This is a genomic window from Sorlinia euscelidii (assembly GCF_036452135.1).
In the GTDB taxonomy this organism is placed as follows: Bacteria; Pseudomonadota; Alphaproteobacteria; order Acetobacterales; family Acetobacteraceae; genus Sorlinia; species Sorlinia euscelidii.
In genome coordinates this window covers 680,440-699,628 of sequence record NZ_JAWJZZ010000001.1, presented here as the reverse complement: position 1 = coordinate 699,628, position 19,189 = coordinate 680,440, and the positions used below count along the sequence as shown (strand labels likewise).

Genomic DNA, 19,189 nt, shown 5'->3' with positions numbered 1-19,189 from the left:
TCACGTCACGATTTGATGATTGAGGATCAGAACGCCGACCAAGCCCCCCTCTGTGCCGAAAGCCATGGCACCGCCTTTCGGCGTGAAGGTGATTTGCGTGATGGCGTCGTTCTGGCCGTTTCCGTAACGAATGGGCAAAATCTGCTCGGATGAGAGATCAATCAGAAGAATCGTGCCATCCTCAAACCCTGCCGCGATAGCGTCATGACACGGATGGGATTTGACGGACGTGCAGAAAATCCCATTCAGCCGCGCGAGTTCCCGCGGTGCTTTGCCCATCGGTCCACCCCCGAAAAACGGCCATAAAACGAGCGCATCCGCACCGGATGTCGCAAGCCAGCGCCCATTGCGGCTGAAATCAAGCGATGTGACCTTCTTGGGGTAACCGCTCATCCGCATATTATGGCCGTCTGAAAGGCGCCACCCATGCAGGTCATTCTCCTGCATCGTCGTCACGATGGCGTCGCCTTTGGGATGAATAGCGATGCCGGTATGACTGCCTTTCCAGAACAGGCTGCGCACATTATCGGCATCCGAGTTCACGAACCATGCCGAGGCGCCATTATAATGCGCGGTGAAAACACGCTTGCCCTTGGCGTCAAAGACGATACCTGTCACGGAGGAAGGGTGATCCAGCACCTTTAATGTTCTCTCGCCGGAGGCGTCTCGCAGTTCCATCGACTTCCCGTAGGAAAAAGCGATGTGCGTCGGTGTGACCGCAAGATTTTCAACCCACCGTCGCCCCTTATAAAGAGCGGTTATGTCGCCGGAGGTCCGGGTGCGAGTCAGGCAGCAATCCTCACTCCCTGATAATACGGCATCACGCTGCAGCGGATCGGGGGCGAGGCAGGTAATGGCCGCGTCATGCGCGCGGACGACGTGCCAGCTTTCCGGTGCGCGGGATGCGGCGAGCGGGGCGAAGATGAGGTCGCCATCCAGCGTGCCGACGGCGAAAGCCAACCCGTCCGCCGTGGCTGCCAGGGCCGTGATCGGGCCTTCAAATGCGCGCTCGGCTCCATGAGTTGTGATGAGAGGCTGGGGGCGTTGCTGGATGTCGGCCATCATGATTGACAGGCTTCAAAACCGCGCCGCAATTGCGGTCGATTGAGATTGCGCCCGATGAAGACAATGCGTGACTCACGCTTTTCCCCCGGTTTGGACGGGCCGATATAATCGCCATCCGCCAGCATATGCACAGCCTGGAAGGCGAAGCGCTCTTCCTTGCCATCGAAGTAAAGAATGCCTTTGGCACGGAGGATATCCGGCCCCTGAGTCTGCAGAATCGGCCCGATCCATGCATTGAATTTCTGCTCATCAAGGGGGGCCTGCGTGGCGAATGACATGCTGGTTACGCCCTCTTCATGCCCATGCGAGTCATCGGTGAGGAAAGTCGGCATGGTTTCAAGCGCGCGGTTCAGGTCAAACCCACCCCGATCAAGCACCTCATCCAGCGCCACTTCACTTCGGGACGCGCGGTGGATGGCGACATGCGCGTTGATCTGCCGGATACGGGTTGTCACGGTCTCAAGATGGGCCTCGTCGACCAGATCCGTCTTGTTGAGAATGATGACGTCCGCGAAGGCGATCTGACGGACAGATTCGGGGCTTTCCTCGAGGGTGGTCAGGACGTTGACGGCGTCAACGACCGTGATGACCGCGTCCAGCCGGGCTTTTTCCCGAAGGTTTTCATCGAGGAAGAATGTCTGCGCGACGGGGGCCGGGTCCGCAAGCCCGGTGGTTTCAACGATGATACCGTCAAACTTCTGACGCCGCCGCAAAAGGCTGCCCAGAATACGGATCAGATCGCCACGGACCGTGCAGCAGATACAGCCATTATTGGTTTCGAAAACTTCCTCATCCGCATCCACGACGAGGTCATTATCAACGCCAAGCTCGCCGAACTCATTGATCAGCACGGCAAATTTGCGGCCATGCTGCGCTGAGAGAATATGGTTGAGCAATGTGGTTTTGCCTGCACCGAGGAAGCCGGTCAAAACCGTGACGGGTACTTTTTCTGATGACATATTGTCGCCTTAACTCTTTTCAGCCCTGACCTGATGATGGGGCCTTGCATCATTTTCAAGAGGGGGCCGCGATTGATTTCTGTCGGGCCTGATGGCGCGCGCTTCCGCCAACCCGACGCCGATCAATAAAAACGCCCAGCCTCCCAGGGGGAGATTCAGGAAGTCACTGGTGGAGGCGATCGGCCATTCCTGCACAATAAATGCCACGAACAGCCCCACCCGCCAAGCATGGTGACGCCCTTCTCGTGGCCATAATGCCACCATTAGCGCGATGACCATCATCACAAAAAGGATCAATCCCGGCCACCCGCCATTGCTGAGCGCCTGGAGGTAATGATTGTGCGCATGTTGTACGCAGATGGCCGCGCCACCCCCATCCGGGCGCTGCCCCAATGCGGTGAAACCATGGAAATAGGCGGGCTGAGGGCACCCGTGACGAAATGCATCGAATCCGAGGCCGGCCCATGGGTGTTGTGCGACGATCATCCAGACGCGGGTAAAAATCAGTCCGTAATGCGATTGCGCGAAATGCGCCAATTGCTGATGGGCGAGGGTGATCAGATGATCCGTGCTGCGATGGGAGAAGATTTTGACGCCCAGCATAATCACCGGCGTCGTCATCAGCCCGATCAGGCCCACCCATCGATAAGGACGGTAGAGAAGCGAGCAGAGCATGATGCCGAGTAGCATCAACGCTGTTGGCATGCGTTGACCTGCCAATATCAGAGCGGTCAGGGACAAGGCGGTCAGGACGACGCCCAGAAAAACGCCGCGCCGCGCACCCAGCCGCGCGTAGAGAGCGGCAAAGACCAGCATGAGCGTGGGTGGCGCGAGTCGAGACAAAGGCGCCGCGGCGCGGGAGTGGGTATAGGGCCCTGTCAAAGTGCCATCCGCCGCGCGCGGCACCCCGAAAAGATTATGACCAAAGAGAGCCTGCATGAAAATCTGGATGGCGATGTAACATGCGCAGGCGCAGATGAGTCCCGTCATCCATTGACGCGCCCACCCCTCACGCAGCGTCCAGCATTGCAGGGCGGCGGCAAACAGGGCGAAACGTATGGAGAGGATGGCCTGGGTGAGGCCTGACCTCCCGACTCCATCAAGGACGGGGAGGGAACAGAAAATCTGCCACGCCCACCATAATAAGGCCCATTTCATCCAGTTTTCCGACAGCCAGGACCAATCTGCCGCGGCGACACTCCGGATGAGAAAGAGAACGCTCAGGGCGCTGATCGAAAATTCCGCTAAACCACGCCCATGGGTGAGGAAGAGGGGCAGCAAGATCGTCAGGAAGGTCGCTGTCGGCGTAAGTCGTGACAGGATGGCGGAAGAACGTGTCATGAGGTGGTGGCAGCTCCGAAACAAGACGCGCGATGCGGGGAGCATCCTCCCGTGACGCCTTGGAGAAAATGGCTTACCGGGTTTTGTTGATGTTGCGTAGCACGAAAAATGTCACAATCGGCGCCAGGAGATACCCGGTCGTGACAAAGGCGATCATGAAGATCGAAATCGCGGACAATTTGTTGACGCCTTCCCTCTGGTGACGGCCCGCGCGATGATCAGTGCGCAAAATATCTCGCCGCAACGGCAAGGTGGGCGAAGCCGCATTTTACGGGAGATTTCCCCCCCGAAAGGCGGTAAACATCGCACTTAGACATGTGCCGGGGGATTATGCAGCAAATGGAAGCCGCAGCGCAACGGACAACGCGGTCGGACGGTCCTGAAGAACGGCGTGTCTATCAGCCGACAAACGGGCGCGCGCGCCTGATGGCTGTGCTGGATGATGTGCGGCGCGGCCTTGAATTATCCCGCCTCAGCGTGGCGCTGGGTTGGCTGGATATCAAGCTGCGATACAGGGGGTCCATTCTCGGCCCCTTCTGGCTGACATTATCCACTGCCGTCATGATCGCCGCGCTGGGTGTACTATATGCGCGCCTGTTTCATATGCCGTTCGGGGAGTATCTACCCTTCCTGTCCATCTCCCTCGTGATGTGGAGTTTCATCAGCACTGTCTGGGGGAGGGCGCGATGATTTTTGTTGATAATGCCGGCCTCATCCTGTCGTCGGACGTGCCTTTTACCGTTTACATCACCCGCGCCGTTATCCGTAACTTCATTGTCATGGCGCATAACGTCGTCGTCATCGCCATTGTCTTTTATCTCTGCGATGTCACGCCGCGCCATGACCCTCTCATTCTGGCAGGATTCGCGCTCTGGTTTGTCGACAGCCTCGCTGTTATGACGCTGCTAGGCGTGCTGGGCGCGCGGTTCCGAGATGTGGGGCCAACCATTGCGACGGTGCTTCAAATTTTCTTCTTCATCACGCCGGTCATGTGGAAGCCCGAACTGGCGCACTCCATGGAGCCCTGGCTGATCTATAATCCTTTTTATCCTCTGATCGAGATCGTCCGGCTCCCTGCCATGGGGCAGGCGCTTCCGATAAAAATCTGGGAAGCCGCCTTGATCCATAGTGCCATTCTGATGGTCGTGGCTTTCCTCATTTTCGCCCGTTTCCGCGCGCGGCTCGCTTATTGGGTGTAAATATGACATCGCTTCTTGTTGAAAAGCTGAGCCTGTCTTTTCCCATCTACCATGCGGACAGCCGCAATCTGCGTCGTTGGCTGGGTGCGCGCGTGCAGGGTGCGCAGCGTAGCGCCACAGGGGGTGTCCTTGCGGAGGATGAGCGTCATCGCCTCTCCGTTCAGGTGTTGCGGGATCTTTCCTTCTCAGTAAGGTCGGGAGAGCGCCTGGGCCTCGTCGGTCGCAATGGTGCGGGTAAGACATCTCTCATGCGGGCGCTGGCGGGAATCTACGCGCCGCTTTCAGGCCGGATCACCATTGAGGGCCGTTTCAGCGCATTGCTGGATGCGCAATTGGGGATGAATCCGGAATTAACCGGGGCGGAGAATATCCACCTACGCTGTCTTTTTTCGGGTTGCTCGCGGAAGGCCTATCGCCGCGTGCTGGAGGATGTGGCCCAATTTGCTGAGCTGGGCTCCTTCATCGACCTGCCTGTCAAAACCTATAGTTCCGGCATGGCGCTGCGTCTGGCTTTCGGTCTTGCTTCCGCGATCACGCCGCAGATCCTTCTGATGGATGAGTGGATGATGGCGGGGGATGCCCGTTTTATGGAGCGCGCCCGCCTGCGGCTGGAGCGCCTGGTGGATTCAAGCGAGATTATGGTGCTGTCTTCCCATGTGGAGGATGTTTTGCGGCAATGGTGCACCCGGATCATCTGGCTTGAAGGGGGTGAGATCCGGCAGGATGGACCGCCCGGCGCTGTACTGGATGCTTACGCCGCGTCCATCTGACCTGAATTTGCTTTCAGGGCGTTGGGCACACCGCATCTTACTGCGGGCACTGCTGACGAAAAACCGCGTCACGATGAGGGAAATGGGAAGAAGATAATGGCGCGAGTGACGGGGCTCGAACCCGCGACCTCCGGCGTGACAGGCCGGCGCTCTAACCAACTGAGCTACACCCGCGAAGCATCGTCAAACGATGCTGGCTGATTGAGCGGGAAGCGCTTTAAACGTCCGCTTCAAACAGTGAGAGGGGAACTACCAGCACTTTCAGGGAATGGCAACAGGGTTAAGAAAGAAAATGCAGTTTTTTTGGCATTGAGTGGCCCGTGATTTACCGGCGCAAGCGCGTCGCCCTCGGGACTTTTCGGGTCAGTTTCATACCATTCTGGAAAAGGTCTGGTCAGCCATATTCCAACCGTCGGGCAGAATGTGATCGGCCTTAAGCGATATCTTCGAGCTGGATGGGGACAGGTTGCAGGGCGAGGGGCAGATAAAGGGGATGTTCCGGCCGTCCAGATGCGGTGAGGCGCATGACATGAAGCTGATGCCCCGCCGCGGCAAGCTTCCGGGCAACATCGCGCCCGCGCTGTCGCAATGCGGGGTTGGTGGGGGATCCATAAGCGAGAATGAGTTTGTCCGCTTCCCGCGCCATTGTCAGGAGGGCTTCGTCATTGCCTGGCCCGACCGGGTCATTGACTTCCATCAGGCGCTTCTGATCCGTGCAGCGATAGGCGAAGCTATTGCCGACATAAATGGCACCATAACCCCATGATCGCGCCCATTTCTGGCATTTTGCGACGGTGCGATCATCACCATACTCTGTCGCGACAGACGGATTCATCATGATCCAGAGCAGGCTAGGCCGGGCAGCGTCCCAGACTCGATGGAGTTGATAACGGTAGCAGGATTTCGGGCCGTCATAGATGGCGGTGCTTTTGACATCGTCTTTCAGGCGGAGGGGGGTCGATGACCCGACAAGATGCTGCTCTGGCGCTTTCTCTTCACGGAAAAGCGGCAATAAGCCGGCGCGGCGATCCTCATTACTCATACGGAACCCTTGCAATGGCCTGGCGGCGAGGTCTGATGAATAGTGGTTTTTAAGCGGCGTTCGGCATTTTGGAAAGGTGGATCTTAAGTTTTGCGGCCTTTATGCAGGCCGTCGCGTCAAGAGGCGCGGAGATGTCAAAGCAGCTTCAGGCAGGGCGCGGGCCTACTTGGCCGCTTTGCGCTTAGAATTCTTGCGATGAGACGGGAGCGCTTTCGGCGTGACACGGGCTTTCGACCGGACGGTACGCTTTTTGACAGGTGTCGCCTTGAGATGATGCCCGATCGGTATCGGCTTCGCCGCCGTCGTGCCTGTCCAACCCCGCGTTCTGACATGCGTCCGGTATGTGGCGCGTTTGATATTGGCCTTAAGGACATGCTTTACGCCGGTTCTGACCCGTCCGCCTGACGCGCGGACAGGCGCCTGCGCCACCTGAATGTCGCGGGACTTGTAAGCGCGTCGTTTCTGGCTGTTCCGCCGCCATTTATTGCGGACAGCGATGCGCGACGCGGAGGGCGGCGGCGATGCCTCATAACGCGCAACCATGAGATCAGCCGCCGACCGATTGACAGGTGTTACGCCTTTGATGCGCCGACCGATATTTGCGACATATTGACGCGTTTCCCGCGGGAGGGCGCGCCCGGTTTTGAGATAATTATCAAGGCTGCCCGGACCGTAATTATAGGCGGCGAGAAAGCCGGGGGAGCCGTAAATTTCATACATCTGCCGGATGTAAGCCGTGCCTGCCAGGATATTATCGTGCGGATCATACGGGTCGGGGCCAAGGCGATATTGTGCTTTCAACTCATCGTAAGTGGGCGGCATGAGCTGCATGAGCCCCATCGCCCCCGGGACGGAAGTGATAAGCTGACCGCTGCGATCATAAAGATGGCCGCCGGATTCCTGATGGATTACGGCGCGAATCCATGTTTCAGGCACGTCGAAACGTGATGAGGCTTCCCTTATATACGGCCCCCAGGGGTCGGAAGGTGGCCCGGGTGGCGCGTAATAGCGCTTCGCATGGCTGCGATAGGCAGCTTCCTCCTGCGAAACCGGCATGCCGGGCCGGTGCGGTCCCCCGGCGCAGGCCGCAAGGTAAATTGCGAGAAAAACGGGTAAAACCGCCCGCGTCAGGGCTCGGCAGATCTGCCTGCAAACCGAGATACGGTTTAAGCGCGCATAAGATACATGGTAACGCGGCATGGCGGCGGGCCTGACTGCTTTAAAATGAGTCCCCCTCCGGCAGAACCATGAGGAACTTCGATGACACTGTCGCCGATCATAATGCCATAAAACCGGGAAGGTTCATAGAGATCTTGCCGCGCCGGCCTGAAAGCGACGTGTTTGACGCGCATTATCGGTTGTGACGCAGGGTCTGATCGGGTAGGGCAGGAATATGCAGACATCCGCGCCCGCCAACATGTCAGAGAATGAACCCAACCTCCCTGTGCGCGGCCTCAGCCTTATGATGATGCGCGACATTTCGGGCGGTTTGAGCATGTCCCGCTACGCGGCGAAGCTGGCCTGGACGGATATCCGCCTGCGTTACAAGGGGTCTCTGTTGGGGCCGTTATGGCTGACCCTGTCATTCGCTGTCATGGTTGTGGCGATGGGGATCGTCTATGCCCGATTATTTCAGATCGATCTCGTCGGCTATCTGCCTTATACAGCGATTTCTTTCGCCATATGGTTCTCGTGGTTTTCCCCGGTCGTTATGGAATCATGCGGGTGTTTCACTGCGGCACGCGCGCAGATCTTCGCCGCCAAACTACCCCTTACCGTGCAGATTTTACGCACATTGATACGCAACAGCCTTGTTCTCGCGCATGTCATCCTGGTCCCGATTGCCGTTTTCATCTGGTTTGGCATCACCTTGAAGCCAATGGCGCTTTGGAGCCTGGTCGGCATGGCTGTGTGGGTTGCTGATGGTTTCGCTGTCTGTATGGTTTTTGGTAGTATCTGCGCGCGTTACCGGGATATTCCCCAGATTATCGGCGCTGTTATGCAGATCGCCTTCTACGTCACGCCGATCATCTGGCAGCCGGAGCAAATCGGGGAGGATAGTCGCTGGCTGCGGCTCAATCCGCTCTTCAGCCTTCTGACGATCGTGCGGGCACCTTTACTCGGGTCGATGCCGCGTGCGGAAAATTACTTTGTTGCGATCCTGTTCAGTCTCGTGCTGATTGGCCTCGCCCTGATCGTGTTCCGCGCCACACGTTCAAAAATTCCTTATTGGATATAAGCCCCGTGACGCAGATCCGTTTGACCCGATTCGGCCTGTCCTACCCGATTTACAGCGGCAATGCGCGGTCGCTTAAAAAAACGCTTTTCAGAAATGTGCGACAGAACATCAAAAAAATCTCACCCGTCGGGGGTGAAGTGGTGATGGAAAACAACGTCGCTGTCGTGCGCGCCTTACATGAGATCACCTTTACCATCCATGCGGGTGAACGTGTCGGCCTTATCGGGCATAATGGTGCCGGTAAATCGACCTTGTTACGGGCCATTGCCGGTATTTTTGAATCCTCGCAGGGAGATCTGCATATCCAAGGCGATGTGCACTCACTTTTAGATGCAGGTGCGGGGATGAATCCGGACCTCACAGGGCGCGAAAATATCCGGCTTTATGCCGCCTCTCTGGGCTATTCGCGTCAGGTTTCCCAATCGCTGGAGCAGGATGTTGAAGCCTTTGCGGAATTAGGGGCCTTTCTGGACATGCCGGTCCGCCTTTATTCCGCCGGTATGGGTGTCAGGCTGGGTTTCGCGCTGGCGACAGCACCACGTCCGGATATTTTATTGATGGATGAGTGGTTCATGGCGGGTGATCAAGGCTTTCATGAGCGCGCGGAGCAGCGTCTCCACAGCCTTGTCGATCACGCGGATATACTCGTCCTGACATCCCATGAGCTTCACGTATTGCGCAAATGGTGCACGCGAATCATCTGGCTGGAGCATGGCCGCATGCGCATGGATGGCCCGGCGAAAGATATTCTGGACGCCTACGAGGCCGCCGCTTCCAACGGGAATTAACCGGGAGGCACCGCTGCGATTTTCAGCCCGGCGCCGATGCGCTCCCAGACTCAGGCCGCGCCGACCGATATCGGGGCGACGCGGCGTCCGGCGTCAGCCTTTGAAAATATCGGTGATTTGGGAAAGCAGGGCGAGCGCTTCCTTCTTAGGGCGTTGGAAACTGTTACGCCCGATGATGGACCCATTCGCCCCACCCGCCTTGATAGCACGAATGGTTGAAAGCAGACTTTCTGTGTCCGCATGTTCCCCACCTGAGAAAATCAGAATGCGGCGCCCCGCAAAGCTGCTTTGCACAATATGTTTGATTCGCGCTTCCATTGAGGTGATGTCAATCTTCTGCGCCTCATAGACTTTTTTAGCCGCGGGGAGAGAAAGCGCATCAGTGGGTGGCTTGACCTTGATGATATGCGCACCGGCCTCCGCCGCCATATGCGCCGCGTAGGCGCAGATATCAACGGCTGTTTCCCCCGCTTTATCCAACATCGGCCCTCGCGGATAGCTCCAGACCACGACGACAAGCCCGGCCGCTTTGGCCTCCTCCGCGAGCTCGCGCAATTCATTCATTTGTTTGAAGCAATATTCGGAACCAGGATAAATCGTGAAGCCGATGGCTGAACATCCGAGGCGCAGCGCATCCGGCACCGTGCCGGTCACGGCCTGGTCCTTCTCCGTCGCGAGGGAGTTGGAGCTGTTACATTTCAGGATCAGCGGGATCTGACCCGCGAAACTTGAGGCTCCGGCCTCCAACATGCCGATGGGCGCTGCAAATGCATTGAGCCCGGCTTCAATCGCGAGTGAGAAATGATAATGCGGGTCATATCCGGCCGGGTTGGCGGCGAAAGAGCGTGCGGGCCCGTGTTCAAAGCCCTGGTCAACCGGAAGAATAACGAGCTTCCCCGTCCCGGCCAGCTTTCCGGTATTCAGAAGGCGAACAAGATTGGCTTTGGTGCCCGGATTGTCAGATTCGTAATTTTTGAGGATGTCGCTGACTTGAGGGGTTAAAGACATGGAGTCCTCCTGATCGGTTCAACTTGCGCAGGCGAGGTGCGCTTCAATGGTGAGATGGGTGGAGTTTACTCACTCGCCTGCACGAAATTCCCGGAGTGCTGGGGCAAGATATTCCTGCAAGTCCGGTGTTCTGGCGAGCGTGATGAGGGTGAAACGCTGAAGGGGACTCAGGTCATTCCATTGCGGCTCCGTGAGCGGCGGAATTTTCTCAGCTTCCAGGCGGGCAGTGACGGCGGCATCAGGTTTACCCGGATGGGACCATGATGCGTTGTCAGCGCTTTGAGTCGTTTCAGAGGAATTTAAGTGATGCTGCCCCAATACTTCATGGACGCGCGCGGCGAAAGCTGCGTGATCCTCCGTTTTGATGCCGGGGAAGATGAGGAGTTCGGCTTTTTCATGCGGGGTGAGACGTTCCCATTGCGCTGGCGCGAGGGCGGAGGATGTCAGCGCCAGCTTCATACGCAGGAACATCGGAATATATTGCGGGGATTTCAGCAGGCCCTGTTCAAACGCAAGCAGCACGTCAATCTGACTCCTCAAGGCCGAATTTACTCGCCTGATTGTTCGGAGCGCCGGGGGCGCCCGGAAACATGTCGTGACGAGTTTACGCACTGTCCTGACAATATTGCAATCGCCTCAACCGAAACACGAGGAATCGTGAATTGTTTCCTAAATCTACGCTTAACCTCCGCAGGGGGGGCAGCGTCATTTCCAACGCTGCCTCCCAGATCATGTGACGTATTAGAAAGATGTGATGAGCGTCATATAAGCGGCCCGTCTGCGACCATATTGCGCCTGGAAAACGCCAACACCCTCGCCATCACGGATCTGATAACGACGGTCAAAGAGGTTGGCGATGTCGAGCCGCATTTTGATCGGGTGATGGGTAGGCGTATTCAGGAAGCTATGCTGATAGCCGATATTGAAAACCGCATATTGCGGCTGCGTCCCCTGATTGGCGAAGCCGGATCGTAAGCCACTACTGTAGACGAAATCGAGATAAGCCATATCGTGACGCGTTTCATAAGAGGCGCCGGCTGACGCGGCGATGGAAGCCTGATGGTCCAACGCGATAGCGTGTTGTTTGATGTAGGCGAGCTCCTTCGCTTCAAACTGATATTCCGCCGAGTTGATGTCGCGTGCGCGTGTGTGCACGTAGGACACATTGCCAAAGAGTGACCAGCCGCCCTTGCGCCAGCTATTTGACAGTTCGGCGCCGTAAACCTGTCCCGTGCGATAGCTGAAGGGCGTATTGATGACCGCCCGGCCGAACTGCCCGATATCGCCGAGGTTTTTCGCCCATTTATTGAACGCATCCAATGTAATCTGATAATGCGGCGTCACCTTATAGAGGATACCGGCGTCGATATAATGGCTATGCTCAACCTTCAAAGGCGATTCAATCAGGCTTTCCGGCGCTGAGCTGGTATTGACGAATTTCTGCAAGGTGGCCAAGCCGATATATTGCGGGCTTGGCGGCGTGAAATAACGCGCATAGCCGATATGGGCCGAGAGCTTCGGCGTCACTTTCCAGACAAAATTGGCGCGCGGGCTGATCTGATGATCATTCACGAAATTTGATGCGAATTGATCCCAGCGAAGCCCGTAATTGAAAGTCAGCTTGCGCGTCACGCGATATTCATCCTGAAGGTAAGCGGCCGCCTGCACGGCCCAGTTACCGGATGCATCATAAATCGACATGGGAATACGCGAGAGTTGCTCACCCTCATCCGACGTGGCGAAGGCCAGGCTCTGCGTCCTCAGACGCTCAGAGGTATATTGCCCGATCAACCCGAAACGCAATGTGTGATCGGATGTCAGGCGGTAGGAATTATCAAATTGCGCGCCGCCCGTAATGTAATCATTCATTTCCTGCTGGGCGATGCCCTGAAATGACAGGTCTCGCAGACGGTCAGGATTATAATTGATGCGCCCGTAGCTGACATAAGGGGAGAGCTGCATATTATAGCGATCCGCCGTGTGCTGCCATGATAGAACGCCGTAATAATCCTGTTCAAGCTGTGTATCCCTCAAAAGACGGGACTGGATGGTTCGATCACCGGGGGGAATCAGGCCGTTATCAAACTTGATGGGCAGAGCTGTCGTGTTCGGCAGTTGGAAGTGCTGGTACGACGCACTGCCAAGGAGGGAGATCCGGTTCTGATCGTCTACGCGATAGGAGAGATAGGTGAAGCCTTTCCCCTGTCGCGTCCGGTCATGTGTGGGGCGGAATGACGCTGTCGGATTGTCGATACCGATATCATCTTGATTATAGGATGTGACAAAAAACCAGTCCCACTTCCCTTTACTACCACCCATTTGCAGGGAGGGGTTGATAGTATTATAGCTCCCGCCGTAAATGCCCAGTTGATTTTCTTTGAGGCTCGCGCCCGTCTTCGTCGTGACGTCAATGACGCCTGCCGTACGAAAGCCGAATTGCGCCGGCAAAGTGCCGGTCAGCAGAGAAACGGACTGAATGATGCGGCTGTCGAGATCCTGCGCGTAACCATTAAGGCTTTCAGGGAGGAGGATGCCATTGACGCGATAAGTGAGGTTATTATGGTCACCGCGCACATGGATCTGGCCGTTCCCGTCCTGCACCACCCCGGGTACGCGCAGCAGATATTGGCTGATCGACGCATTTTGGCCCCCTGGCGTGACGTTAATCTGGCGTTCATCAATTTTATAGGAAACGGCACCGAGGCTGGGGAAAATCCGAGCCCGCGCGTGGTCCAGCTTCGCTGAAACGGTGATCGACTCTTCTTCCGACGATTGATAGGCGCGGGACGCGGTGCGGGCCTGCGATGGGGTCTTTTGAGCGGAAGCAGGACGTTGGGACGTCCCGGACGCATCTTTGCGCAACGTGTCACCCTGCGCCTGGGCGAGGCAGGGGGCCGTCGAAAGGAAGCAGGCGGCGCAGCAAAGCCCTGTCCTGCGACTCAACATCAAACCTGACCGTAACAAATCTGACTGATGGGAAATAAGAGCATGACGAGAGGCGCGTGCAGCTCGATTTTCAGGTCGTCGAATCATTTTTTATGCCTCTGTTGAACAAAAATTTTTAGAAAAGAGTGTCGATAAGCAGCTTCACATTCAGTGCCAGGATGATCCCCGCGACGCCCCAGCTCGCGACGGCAAAACTTTTCCGAAGCTGAAATGGCCCCATGATTTTGCGGCTTGAGACGAAGAGGATGAGCGGTATCACCGCGAAAGGCAGTTGCAGCGACAGCACGACCTGACTTGCGATCAGAAGCGTGTTGACGCTGCCATCGCCGTAGAAAGCGACGGTGAAAATCACCGGGATGATGGCGATGCCACGTGTCAGAAGCCGCCGCGCCCAGGGCGCGATGCGGAGATGGAGAAACCCCTCCATGACAATCTGACCGGCCAGCGTCCCGGTAATGGTGGAATTTGTGCCCGCAGCAAGCAGCGCGATCGCAAAAAGCGTTGAGGCCAGTCCAAAGCCCAGAACGGGGGACAGCAGGCGATAAGCGTCCTCAATTTCCGCCACATTCTGATAGGCCGTGTTGTGAAAGGCCGCGGCGGCCACAATCAGAATGGCGGCATTGATGAAGAGGGCGAGCATAAGGGCGACGGAACTGTCCGTGACACTCCAGCGCAGGGCGTCGCGACGTTCAGCGATCGAGGCGCCATAAGCGCGGGTCTGGACGATGGCGGAATGGAGGTACAGATTATGCGGCATCACCGTCGCGCCAATGACGCCGATGGCGATGTAAAGCATACCGGGATGCGTCACCACGTCGCGATGCGGGATGAAACCGCGCAGCAATTCAGCGACAGGTGGCGCAGCGGCAATGATCTGGAGGGTGAAGCAGAGCGCAATCACCCCCAGCAGCGCGGCGATGAACGCTTCGAGAAACCGGAAGCCCCGCCGCATAAAAAATAAAACGAGCAGCGCATCGAGGACAGAGATAATTGTCCCGATCAGGAACGGGATATGGAACAAAAGCTGCAGGGCGATCGCCGTGCCGATCACTTCTGCGACATCACATGCGATGATGGCGATTTCACAGGCAGTCCAAAGCGGGAAGCTCAGCCAGCGTGGGCACCATTCCCGACATGCCTGCGCGAGGTCCCGACCCGTTGCGATGCCAAGGCGCGCGCTCAGCGCCTGTAACAAAATTGCCATGAAATTGGACAGAAGGATTACACAAAGCAGGCGGTAACCATATTGCGCGCCCCCTTGCAGATCTGTCGCCCAGTTGCCCGGGTCCATATAGCCGACAGCAACAAGATAGCCCGGGCCCATATAGGAAAATAATTTGCGTGCCCAGTTCTGGTCCGGTGATGCCACACGAACGGTGGAAAAAACCTCAGGGAGGCTGGCCCTGTCGCGATTTCGCGCCGAAGCCGTTGATGGGGAAACGTCGCCTTGCATTATCTTCCTATCCCATTTTCAAGACGCGTCACCATGCCACGAAATGCACTCTCTGCGACAAAACATTGCCTGTTCCCAACGAGAAGGTTAATGTACATTATAACGTGTTGTTGACAATAACTCTCATTTGAAACGAGACCGTTTCGTGTCACTCCGCCCGCGTCTGTTGCATAATAGCCACTCTCGTTGACGCACACCGTCAGAGGGGGACTTTCGATGAAACTCATGCGATCTCTGCAAGATGCGTCTATTCATCTCAAGGCCCGGGCCACCCCATTTACGTTGAGACTCAACGCACGGTAAAAGGCGCGCGCCGAAGGCGGGGGGGTCAGAACTCAGGTGGCGAAGCTTGATTTAGATGAGATGCTGGCGCAGATCGCATCCGAAATTGCGAAAATCACCTATCGTGGGCGGGTGGCGGACTATATTCCGCCCCTTGCCGATGTGTCCTTGGACAAGTTCGGTATGGCAGTGTGTACGGCGGACGGTACGTGCGCCCGGACGGGAGATGCGGAGGAAGGATTTTCAATCCAGAGCGTGTCGAAAATCTTCGCCCTGACACTGGCGCTTCAACATGATGCAGCTGAAATCTGGCAGCGCGTTGGGCGCGAGCCCTCTGGCACGCCATTTAACTCCATCGTGCAGCTTGAGAGCGAGCACGGCATCCCCCGCAATCCGTTTATCAATGCGGGCGCCATTGTCATCGCCGATATTCTGACCGCACGATATGGCGCGAAAGGTGTTCAGGCAAAATTGCTGGCCCTCGTGCGGGATCTTTCAGGAAGGGACGTAACGGGGGAAGCGCCTGTCAGCATCAATGAAGCGACCGCCAGGGCGGAAAAATCTTCCGGGCATCGCAATGTGGCGCTGGCCCAGTATATGCGGGTCTTCGGCAATATACGTCATGACGTTGAAGAAACGCTGGATGCGTATTTTCATCAATGCGCCCTGACGATGAGTTGCACCCAGCTCGCGCGGGCGGGGCGCTACCTCATGATGGAAGGCGTGAACCCGGTTTCGCGACACGTCATCGCAACAGCCGCGCATAACCGCCTGATCCTCGCCCTGATGATGATGTGCGGACATTATGATGCATCCGGCAATTTCGCTATCAAAGTGGGTTTGCCGGGTAAATCCGGCGTCGGGGGCGGCATATTGGCGATTGCACCCAGGATTGCGTCCGTCGCTGTCTGGTCCCCCGGTTTATGCGCCGCAGGGAATTCCTTGCTTGGGACTTATGCGCTTGAGCGCCTTGTGCAGATGACGGGCTGGACCGTTTTCAGTTAGGCGGTGGCGTGTTCCTCTTACGGTACGCTGTTTCATGCGGGGCGCGGGGCCGATCGGCCGACAATCCGCCCTTCACGGTCCGTCACGATGACATCGACCGCGATATCGGATGGGGCGAGGCAGGCGCGCGTGACGGAAGCGGCTTCCGCCGCGATCAGATCGCCCAGGGCAGGGTGATTTGCGCGTTGGAACGCCTCCAGCACCGTGTTGGCGCGGCGCATCCCCTCCCTGATCTCCGACGTGACGCCGAGTCTTTCCGCCATGATGGCGAGGCTGCCCGGATCGGCGAGGGTGCGGCTTGAATGGAGGTCCAGATGGCCCTGCGCCAGCTTGGTCATTTTTGCGATTCCCCCCGCGATGGTGAGATGGGGGACAGGGTGCTGACGAAGATATTTCAGCATTCCCCCGACAAAATCACCCATCTCAATCAGGGCCGCGTCAGGGAGATCGTAGAGAGCTTTGACACAGGCTTCCGACGTGCTGCCCGTGCTGCCCGCAATGTGGGTGAGGCCGCTGGCGCGCGCCACATCAATGCCGCGATGAATCGTGTCGATCCATGCGGAGCAGGAAAATGGCACGACAATGCCGGTCGTCCCCAATATGGAGAGGCCACCCATTATCCCCAACCTCGGATTGAGTGTCTGGCGGGCAAGGGCTTCACCATTTTCGATACTGATGGTCACGATGGCGTCGGCACCTTGAGGGGTGACTTCCATGAGGGCGTTCGTGATCATTCGGCGTGGCACTGGATTGATGGCCGGGGCCCCGGGCGGGAGGGGCAGGCCCGGGCGGGTGACAACGCCCACACCGTCACCCGCCATGAAAGTCACGCCTTCTCCGGCCACGCCGCGCCTGACTGACGCGGTGATAAGCGCGCCATGCGTCACATCCGGATCATCACCCGCATCTTTGACGACGCGCGCCCAGGCTGATTCACCGACCTGACCGCATCCATCCAGCGCGAAGCTGACCTGACGCTGGTTTGGCAGTGAGATGGTGACAGGGTCGGGGAATTGACCTGTCTGAAGCCAGCTCCAGGCGGATTTTGCGGCGGCGGTGGCGCAACTGCCGGTTGTCCAGCCGCGCCTTAAAGGCGGGCGTTCCCTGTCCTTCTTCATGGTTCGGCGTGGATCATCGGGTCAGGCCATCGACACATGATGAGATGGAGAGAAATTGATTATCTTGCAGATCCGCTTGCCTCCGGCAGGTCACCGTCACTGGATGCTGACGGAGAGTAGACTTTCCGGGGGTGATAAAGCAATGAGATCAAGCTTGACCCCGCGTCTTGCCTCCGCCCGTCATTAAGATATAGTGATTTTCTGTCACCGAGGTGCCCTCACGGGCTTAAAGGGGAAGGCGGTGCGCCCAGACTCTGATGATATTCAGGGAAAGTGGGTCAGGCCGGCGCTGCCCCCGCAACTGTAAGTGGTTTGATATCAGGGCGATAAAGCCACTGGGCGTCTCATGTCGATGTCCGGGAAGGTGCCCTGAAGGAGTGATCCGCGCCACGAGCCAGGAGACCTGCCTCGCAAGATTTGAGTCGACGATACTGGCTGGCGGGGTGCCCGGTCAGTGTGGAATGCTGCGGGGCTTGATGCCTGACGTGGTTTTTTGCCGGTGCACGATGCGTGCGTTGGCCGTTATGTCGCGCTTCTTTCCCGCCTCAAGGGCGTCCATGATGAATGAAAATGCTGCGACCCGCCCGCATCTGAGCATATGCCTCACCTGCGCCGCGCCTGATGAAAAAATTTCCGGCCGGAAACTTTATGACGCTGTCACGGCGGCTAGTGATGGACGTGTCGATGTCATTGGCGTCCACTGCCTCGCATCCTGCCGGAACACATGTTCCGCCACGATTTCCATGCCCGGGAAGTGGGGGTGGCTGATGGGCCATCTCCATGCCGGACTCGCGCAGGACCTGCTGACATATATTGCCGCCTATCGACGCTCCGCGCGGGGCGTCGTCATGCCATCCAAACGGCCTGCCAGTCTTGAGAAAGTCATGATCGGTCGTTTCCCGACCTTTATGCAAAGGGATCTCACATGAATGACCAACTTTCGAAAATTCCGGTCACCATTATCACCGGCTTTCTCGGAGCGGGTAAAACGACTTTGCTGCGCCATCTTATTGAACATGCCAATGGGCGCCGCATCGCGATTATCGTCAATGAATTCGGCGCGGTCGGGGTGGATGGCGATACGCTCAGAAGCTGCGGCGTGACAGGTTGCGCGGAATCCGGCGTCATTGAGCTGACGAATGGCTGCCTCTGCTGCACCGTGGCAGATGATTTCATCCCGACAATGCAAAGCCTTCTGGACCGTGACAACCCGCCTGAACATGTGGTGATCGAGACATCCGGGCTGGCCCTGCCAAAGCCCCTGCTGAAGGCGTTCAACTGGCCTTCCATCCGGACGCGTATGACGGTGGATGGCGTGATTACCGTCGTTGACGTCCCTGCCGTTGCGGAGGGGCGCTTCGCGGATGACCCTCAGGCCGTGGCAGCTCAAAGGGCGGAAGATCCATCCCTCGACCATGATAATCCCCTTGCCGAGGTGTTTGAGGATCAGCTCGATTCCGCGGATCTCGTTATCCTCAATAAATCGGACCTCGTCTCTTCATCACAATTGCGCGCTGTCATTGCCCAGCTTGATGCGCGCGCGCGACGGGTCGGGGTGGTTGTGGCGCGCCATGGACGAGTTGACCCGACCGTCGTACTCGGCATCGCCGCCGCCGCGGAAGATGACCTCGCGTCACGACCCTCGCATCATGATGATGCAGAGGCGCATGAGCATGATGATTTCGTGTCATTTGTGATGGATCTGCCGTTGCAGGACAGTGTCGAGGCTTTTATCGCCAAGGCTGAGCGCGCCGCTTCCGGACAGAATATCCTGCGTATGAAAGGTTACGCCCATATTCAAAACCGGGATCTGCCTTTAGGGATACAGGCGGTCGGTCAACGCATCCAGCATGGATTTGCCCCGATGGCCCTTCGATCCGCGCAAGATAGGTCGGGGGCTGCCGGCAAGATCGTTGTTATCGCGCAAAAGGGACTGGATGAGGACGCGGTGCGCCGCGCCTTCACCGGGTAGGG

Annotated in this window: 17 protein-coding genes, 1 tRNA gene, 1 pseudogene and 1 riboswitch; of the genes and pseudogenes, 8 read left to right on the top strand and 11 right to left on the bottom strand. The window is 57.5% G+C overall.

What is annotated here, in order from left to right; translation table 11 throughout:
* Genes CGLAMM_RS03260 through CGLAMM_RS03250 form a run of 3 tightly spaced genes read right to left on the bottom strand, consistent with a single transcriptional unit; the run spans nucleotide 1 to nucleotide 3,365 of the window.
* The gene (locus CGLAMM_RS03260; RefSeq protein ID WP_408906687.1) at nucleotides 1-1,062 is read right to left on the bottom strand and encodes a WD40 repeat domain-containing protein; all 1,062 of its coding nucleotides are present in this window, start codon (nucleotides 1,060-1,062) and stop codon (nucleotides 1-3) included.
* Entirely contained in the window at nucleotides 1,062-2,024 is a 963-nt protein-coding gene (locus CGLAMM_RS03255; RefSeq protein WP_394819333.1) for a CobW family GTP-binding protein, read from the bottom strand. The genes CGLAMM_RS03260 and CGLAMM_RS03255 overlap by 1 nt, the downstream gene beginning before the upstream one ends.
* Nucleotides 2,025-2,033: 9 nt before the next feature.
* Nucleotides 2,034-3,365: an O-antigen ligase family protein gene (locus CGLAMM_RS03250; protein WP_394819334.1), complete on the bottom strand. Its 1,332-nt coding sequence runs from the start codon at nucleotides 3,363-3,365 to the stop codon at nucleotides 2,034-2,036.
* Between the two features lie 330 nt (nucleotides 3,366-3,695).
* Here CGLAMM_RS03250 and CGLAMM_RS03245 point away from each other — a divergent pair, with 330 nt between their 5' ends.
* From CGLAMM_RS03245 to CGLAMM_RS03235, 3 genes are read left to right on the top strand one after another with little or no spacing between them, the layout of a single operon-like run.
* Nucleotides 3,696-4,055 carry a hypothetical protein gene (locus tag CGLAMM_RS03245; RefSeq protein ID WP_418115330.1) on the top strand — a complete coding sequence of 120 codons (360 nt, stop codon included), beginning with the start codon at nucleotides 3,696-3,698 and terminating at the stop codon, nucleotides 4,053-4,055.
* Nucleotides 4,052-4,564 (top strand): ABC transporter permease, encoded by a 513-nt coding sequence (locus tag CGLAMM_RS03240; RefSeq protein ID WP_418115329.1) that lies wholly within the window; start codon nucleotides 4,052-4,054, stop codon nucleotides 4,562-4,564. Before CGLAMM_RS03245 ends, CGLAMM_RS03240 begins: the two co-directional genes overlap by 4 nt.
* Nucleotides 4,565-4,566: 2 nt before the next feature.
* Nucleotides 4,567-5,334, top strand: coding sequence for an ABC transporter ATP-binding protein (locus CGLAMM_RS03235; protein ID WP_394819336.1), 768 nt, complete (start codon nucleotides 4,567-4,569; stop codon nucleotides 5,332-5,334).
* Nucleotides 5,335-5,431: 97 nt separating this feature from the next.
* Here CGLAMM_RS03235 and CGLAMM_RS03230 read toward each other — a convergent pair.
* The 3 genes and pseudogenes from CGLAMM_RS03230 to CGLAMM_RS03220 all read right to left on the bottom strand — a co-directional run.
* A tRNA-Asp gene (locus CGLAMM_RS03230) sits at nucleotides 5,432-5,508 on the bottom strand.
* Between the two features lie 259 nt (nucleotides 5,509-5,767).
* Nucleotides 5,768-6,376 carry a DUF1643 domain-containing protein gene (locus CGLAMM_RS03225; RefSeq protein WP_394819337.1) on the bottom strand — a complete coding sequence of 203 codons (609 nt, stop codon included), beginning with the start codon at nucleotides 6,374-6,376 and terminating at the stop codon, nucleotides 5,768-5,770.
* A 533-nt stretch (nucleotides 6,377-6,909) separates the two neighbouring features.
* Nucleotides 6,910-7,576: pseudogene (locus tag CGLAMM_RS03220) on the bottom strand (lytic transglycosylase domain-containing protein); the annotation flags it as partial.
* Between the two features lie 217 nt (nucleotides 7,577-7,793).
* Between CGLAMM_RS03220 and CGLAMM_RS03215 the strand changes: the two are divergent.
* Both CGLAMM_RS03215 and CGLAMM_RS03210 read left to right on the top strand, forming a co-directional pair.
* Nucleotides 7,794-8,615, top strand: coding sequence for an ABC transporter permease (locus CGLAMM_RS03215; RefSeq protein ID WP_394819338.1), 822 nt, complete (start codon nucleotides 7,794-7,796; stop codon nucleotides 8,613-8,615).
* Nucleotides 8,616-8,620: 5 nt separating this feature from the next.
* Nucleotides 8,621-9,403, top strand: coding sequence for an ABC transporter ATP-binding protein (locus CGLAMM_RS03210; protein WP_394819339.1), 783 nt, complete (start codon nucleotides 8,621-8,623; stop codon nucleotides 9,401-9,403).
* A 93-nt stretch (nucleotides 9,404-9,496) separates the two neighbouring features.
* Here CGLAMM_RS03210 and CGLAMM_RS03205 read toward each other — a convergent pair whose 3' ends face one another.
* The 4 genes from CGLAMM_RS03205 to CGLAMM_RS03190 all read right to left on the bottom strand — a co-directional run bounded on the left by CGLAMM_RS03205 (nucleotide 9,497) and on the right by CGLAMM_RS03190 (nucleotide 14,810).
* Entirely contained in the window at nucleotides 9,497-10,411 is a 915-nt protein-coding gene (locus CGLAMM_RS03205; protein ID WP_394819340.1) for a class I fructose-bisphosphate aldolase, read from the bottom strand.
* A gap of 69 nt (nucleotides 10,412-10,480) precedes the next feature.
* Entirely contained in the window at nucleotides 10,481-10,933 is a 453-nt protein-coding gene (locus tag CGLAMM_RS03200) for a nitrate reductase associated protein (protein ID WP_394819341.1), read from the bottom strand.
* A gap of 219 nt (nucleotides 10,934-11,152) precedes the next feature.
* The gene (locus CGLAMM_RS03195) at nucleotides 11,153-13,444 is read right to left on the bottom strand and encodes a TonB-dependent receptor (protein WP_418115328.1); all 2,292 of its coding nucleotides are present in this window, start codon (nucleotides 13,442-13,444) and stop codon (nucleotides 11,153-11,155) included.
* Between the two features lie 28 nt (nucleotides 13,445-13,472).
* Complete coding sequence (locus CGLAMM_RS03190; protein ID WP_394819344.1) at nucleotides 13,473-14,810, bottom strand: Nramp family divalent metal transporter; 1,338 nt, start codon at nucleotides 14,808-14,810, stop codon at nucleotides 13,473-13,475.
* A gap of 339 nt (nucleotides 14,811-15,149) precedes the next feature.
* Between CGLAMM_RS03190 and CGLAMM_RS03185 the strand changes: the two genes are divergently transcribed.
* A complete protein-coding gene (locus tag CGLAMM_RS03185) occupies nucleotides 15,150-16,097 on the top strand; it encodes a glutaminase (RefSeq protein WP_394819345.1) in 948 nt (315 codons plus the stop codon).
* Between the two features lie 32 nt (nucleotides 16,098-16,129).
* Here the strand turns inward: CGLAMM_RS03185 and CGLAMM_RS03180 are convergent, their stop codons facing one another.
* Nucleotides 16,130-17,215 carry a cobalt-precorrin-5B (C(1))-methyltransferase gene (locus CGLAMM_RS03180; RefSeq protein ID WP_394819346.1) on the bottom strand — a complete coding sequence of 362 codons (1,086 nt, stop codon included), beginning with the start codon at nucleotides 17,213-17,215 and terminating at the stop codon, nucleotides 16,130-16,132.
* Between the two features lie 194 nt (nucleotides 17,216-17,409).
* Nucleotides 17,410-17,640, top strand: a riboswitch (cobalamin riboswitch).
* A 132-nt stretch (nucleotides 17,641-17,772) separates the two neighbouring features.
* Here CGLAMM_RS03180 and CGLAMM_RS03175 point away from each other — a divergent pair.
* Together CGLAMM_RS03175 and cobW are read left to right on the top strand one after the other, a co-directional pair.
* Nucleotides 17,773-18,144, top strand: a complete 372-nt coding sequence (locus tag CGLAMM_RS03175) for a DUF1636 domain-containing protein (protein ID WP_418115327.1) — start codon at nucleotides 17,773-17,775, stop codon at nucleotides 18,142-18,144.
* Entirely contained in the window at nucleotides 18,141-19,187 is a 1,047-nt protein-coding gene (gene cobW / locus CGLAMM_RS03170) for a cobalamin biosynthesis protein CobW (RefSeq protein ID WP_394819348.1), read from the top strand. Before CGLAMM_RS03175 ends, cobW begins: the two co-directional genes overlap by 4 nt.
* The last annotated feature ends 2 nt before the right edge of the window (nucleotides 19,188-19,189 follow it).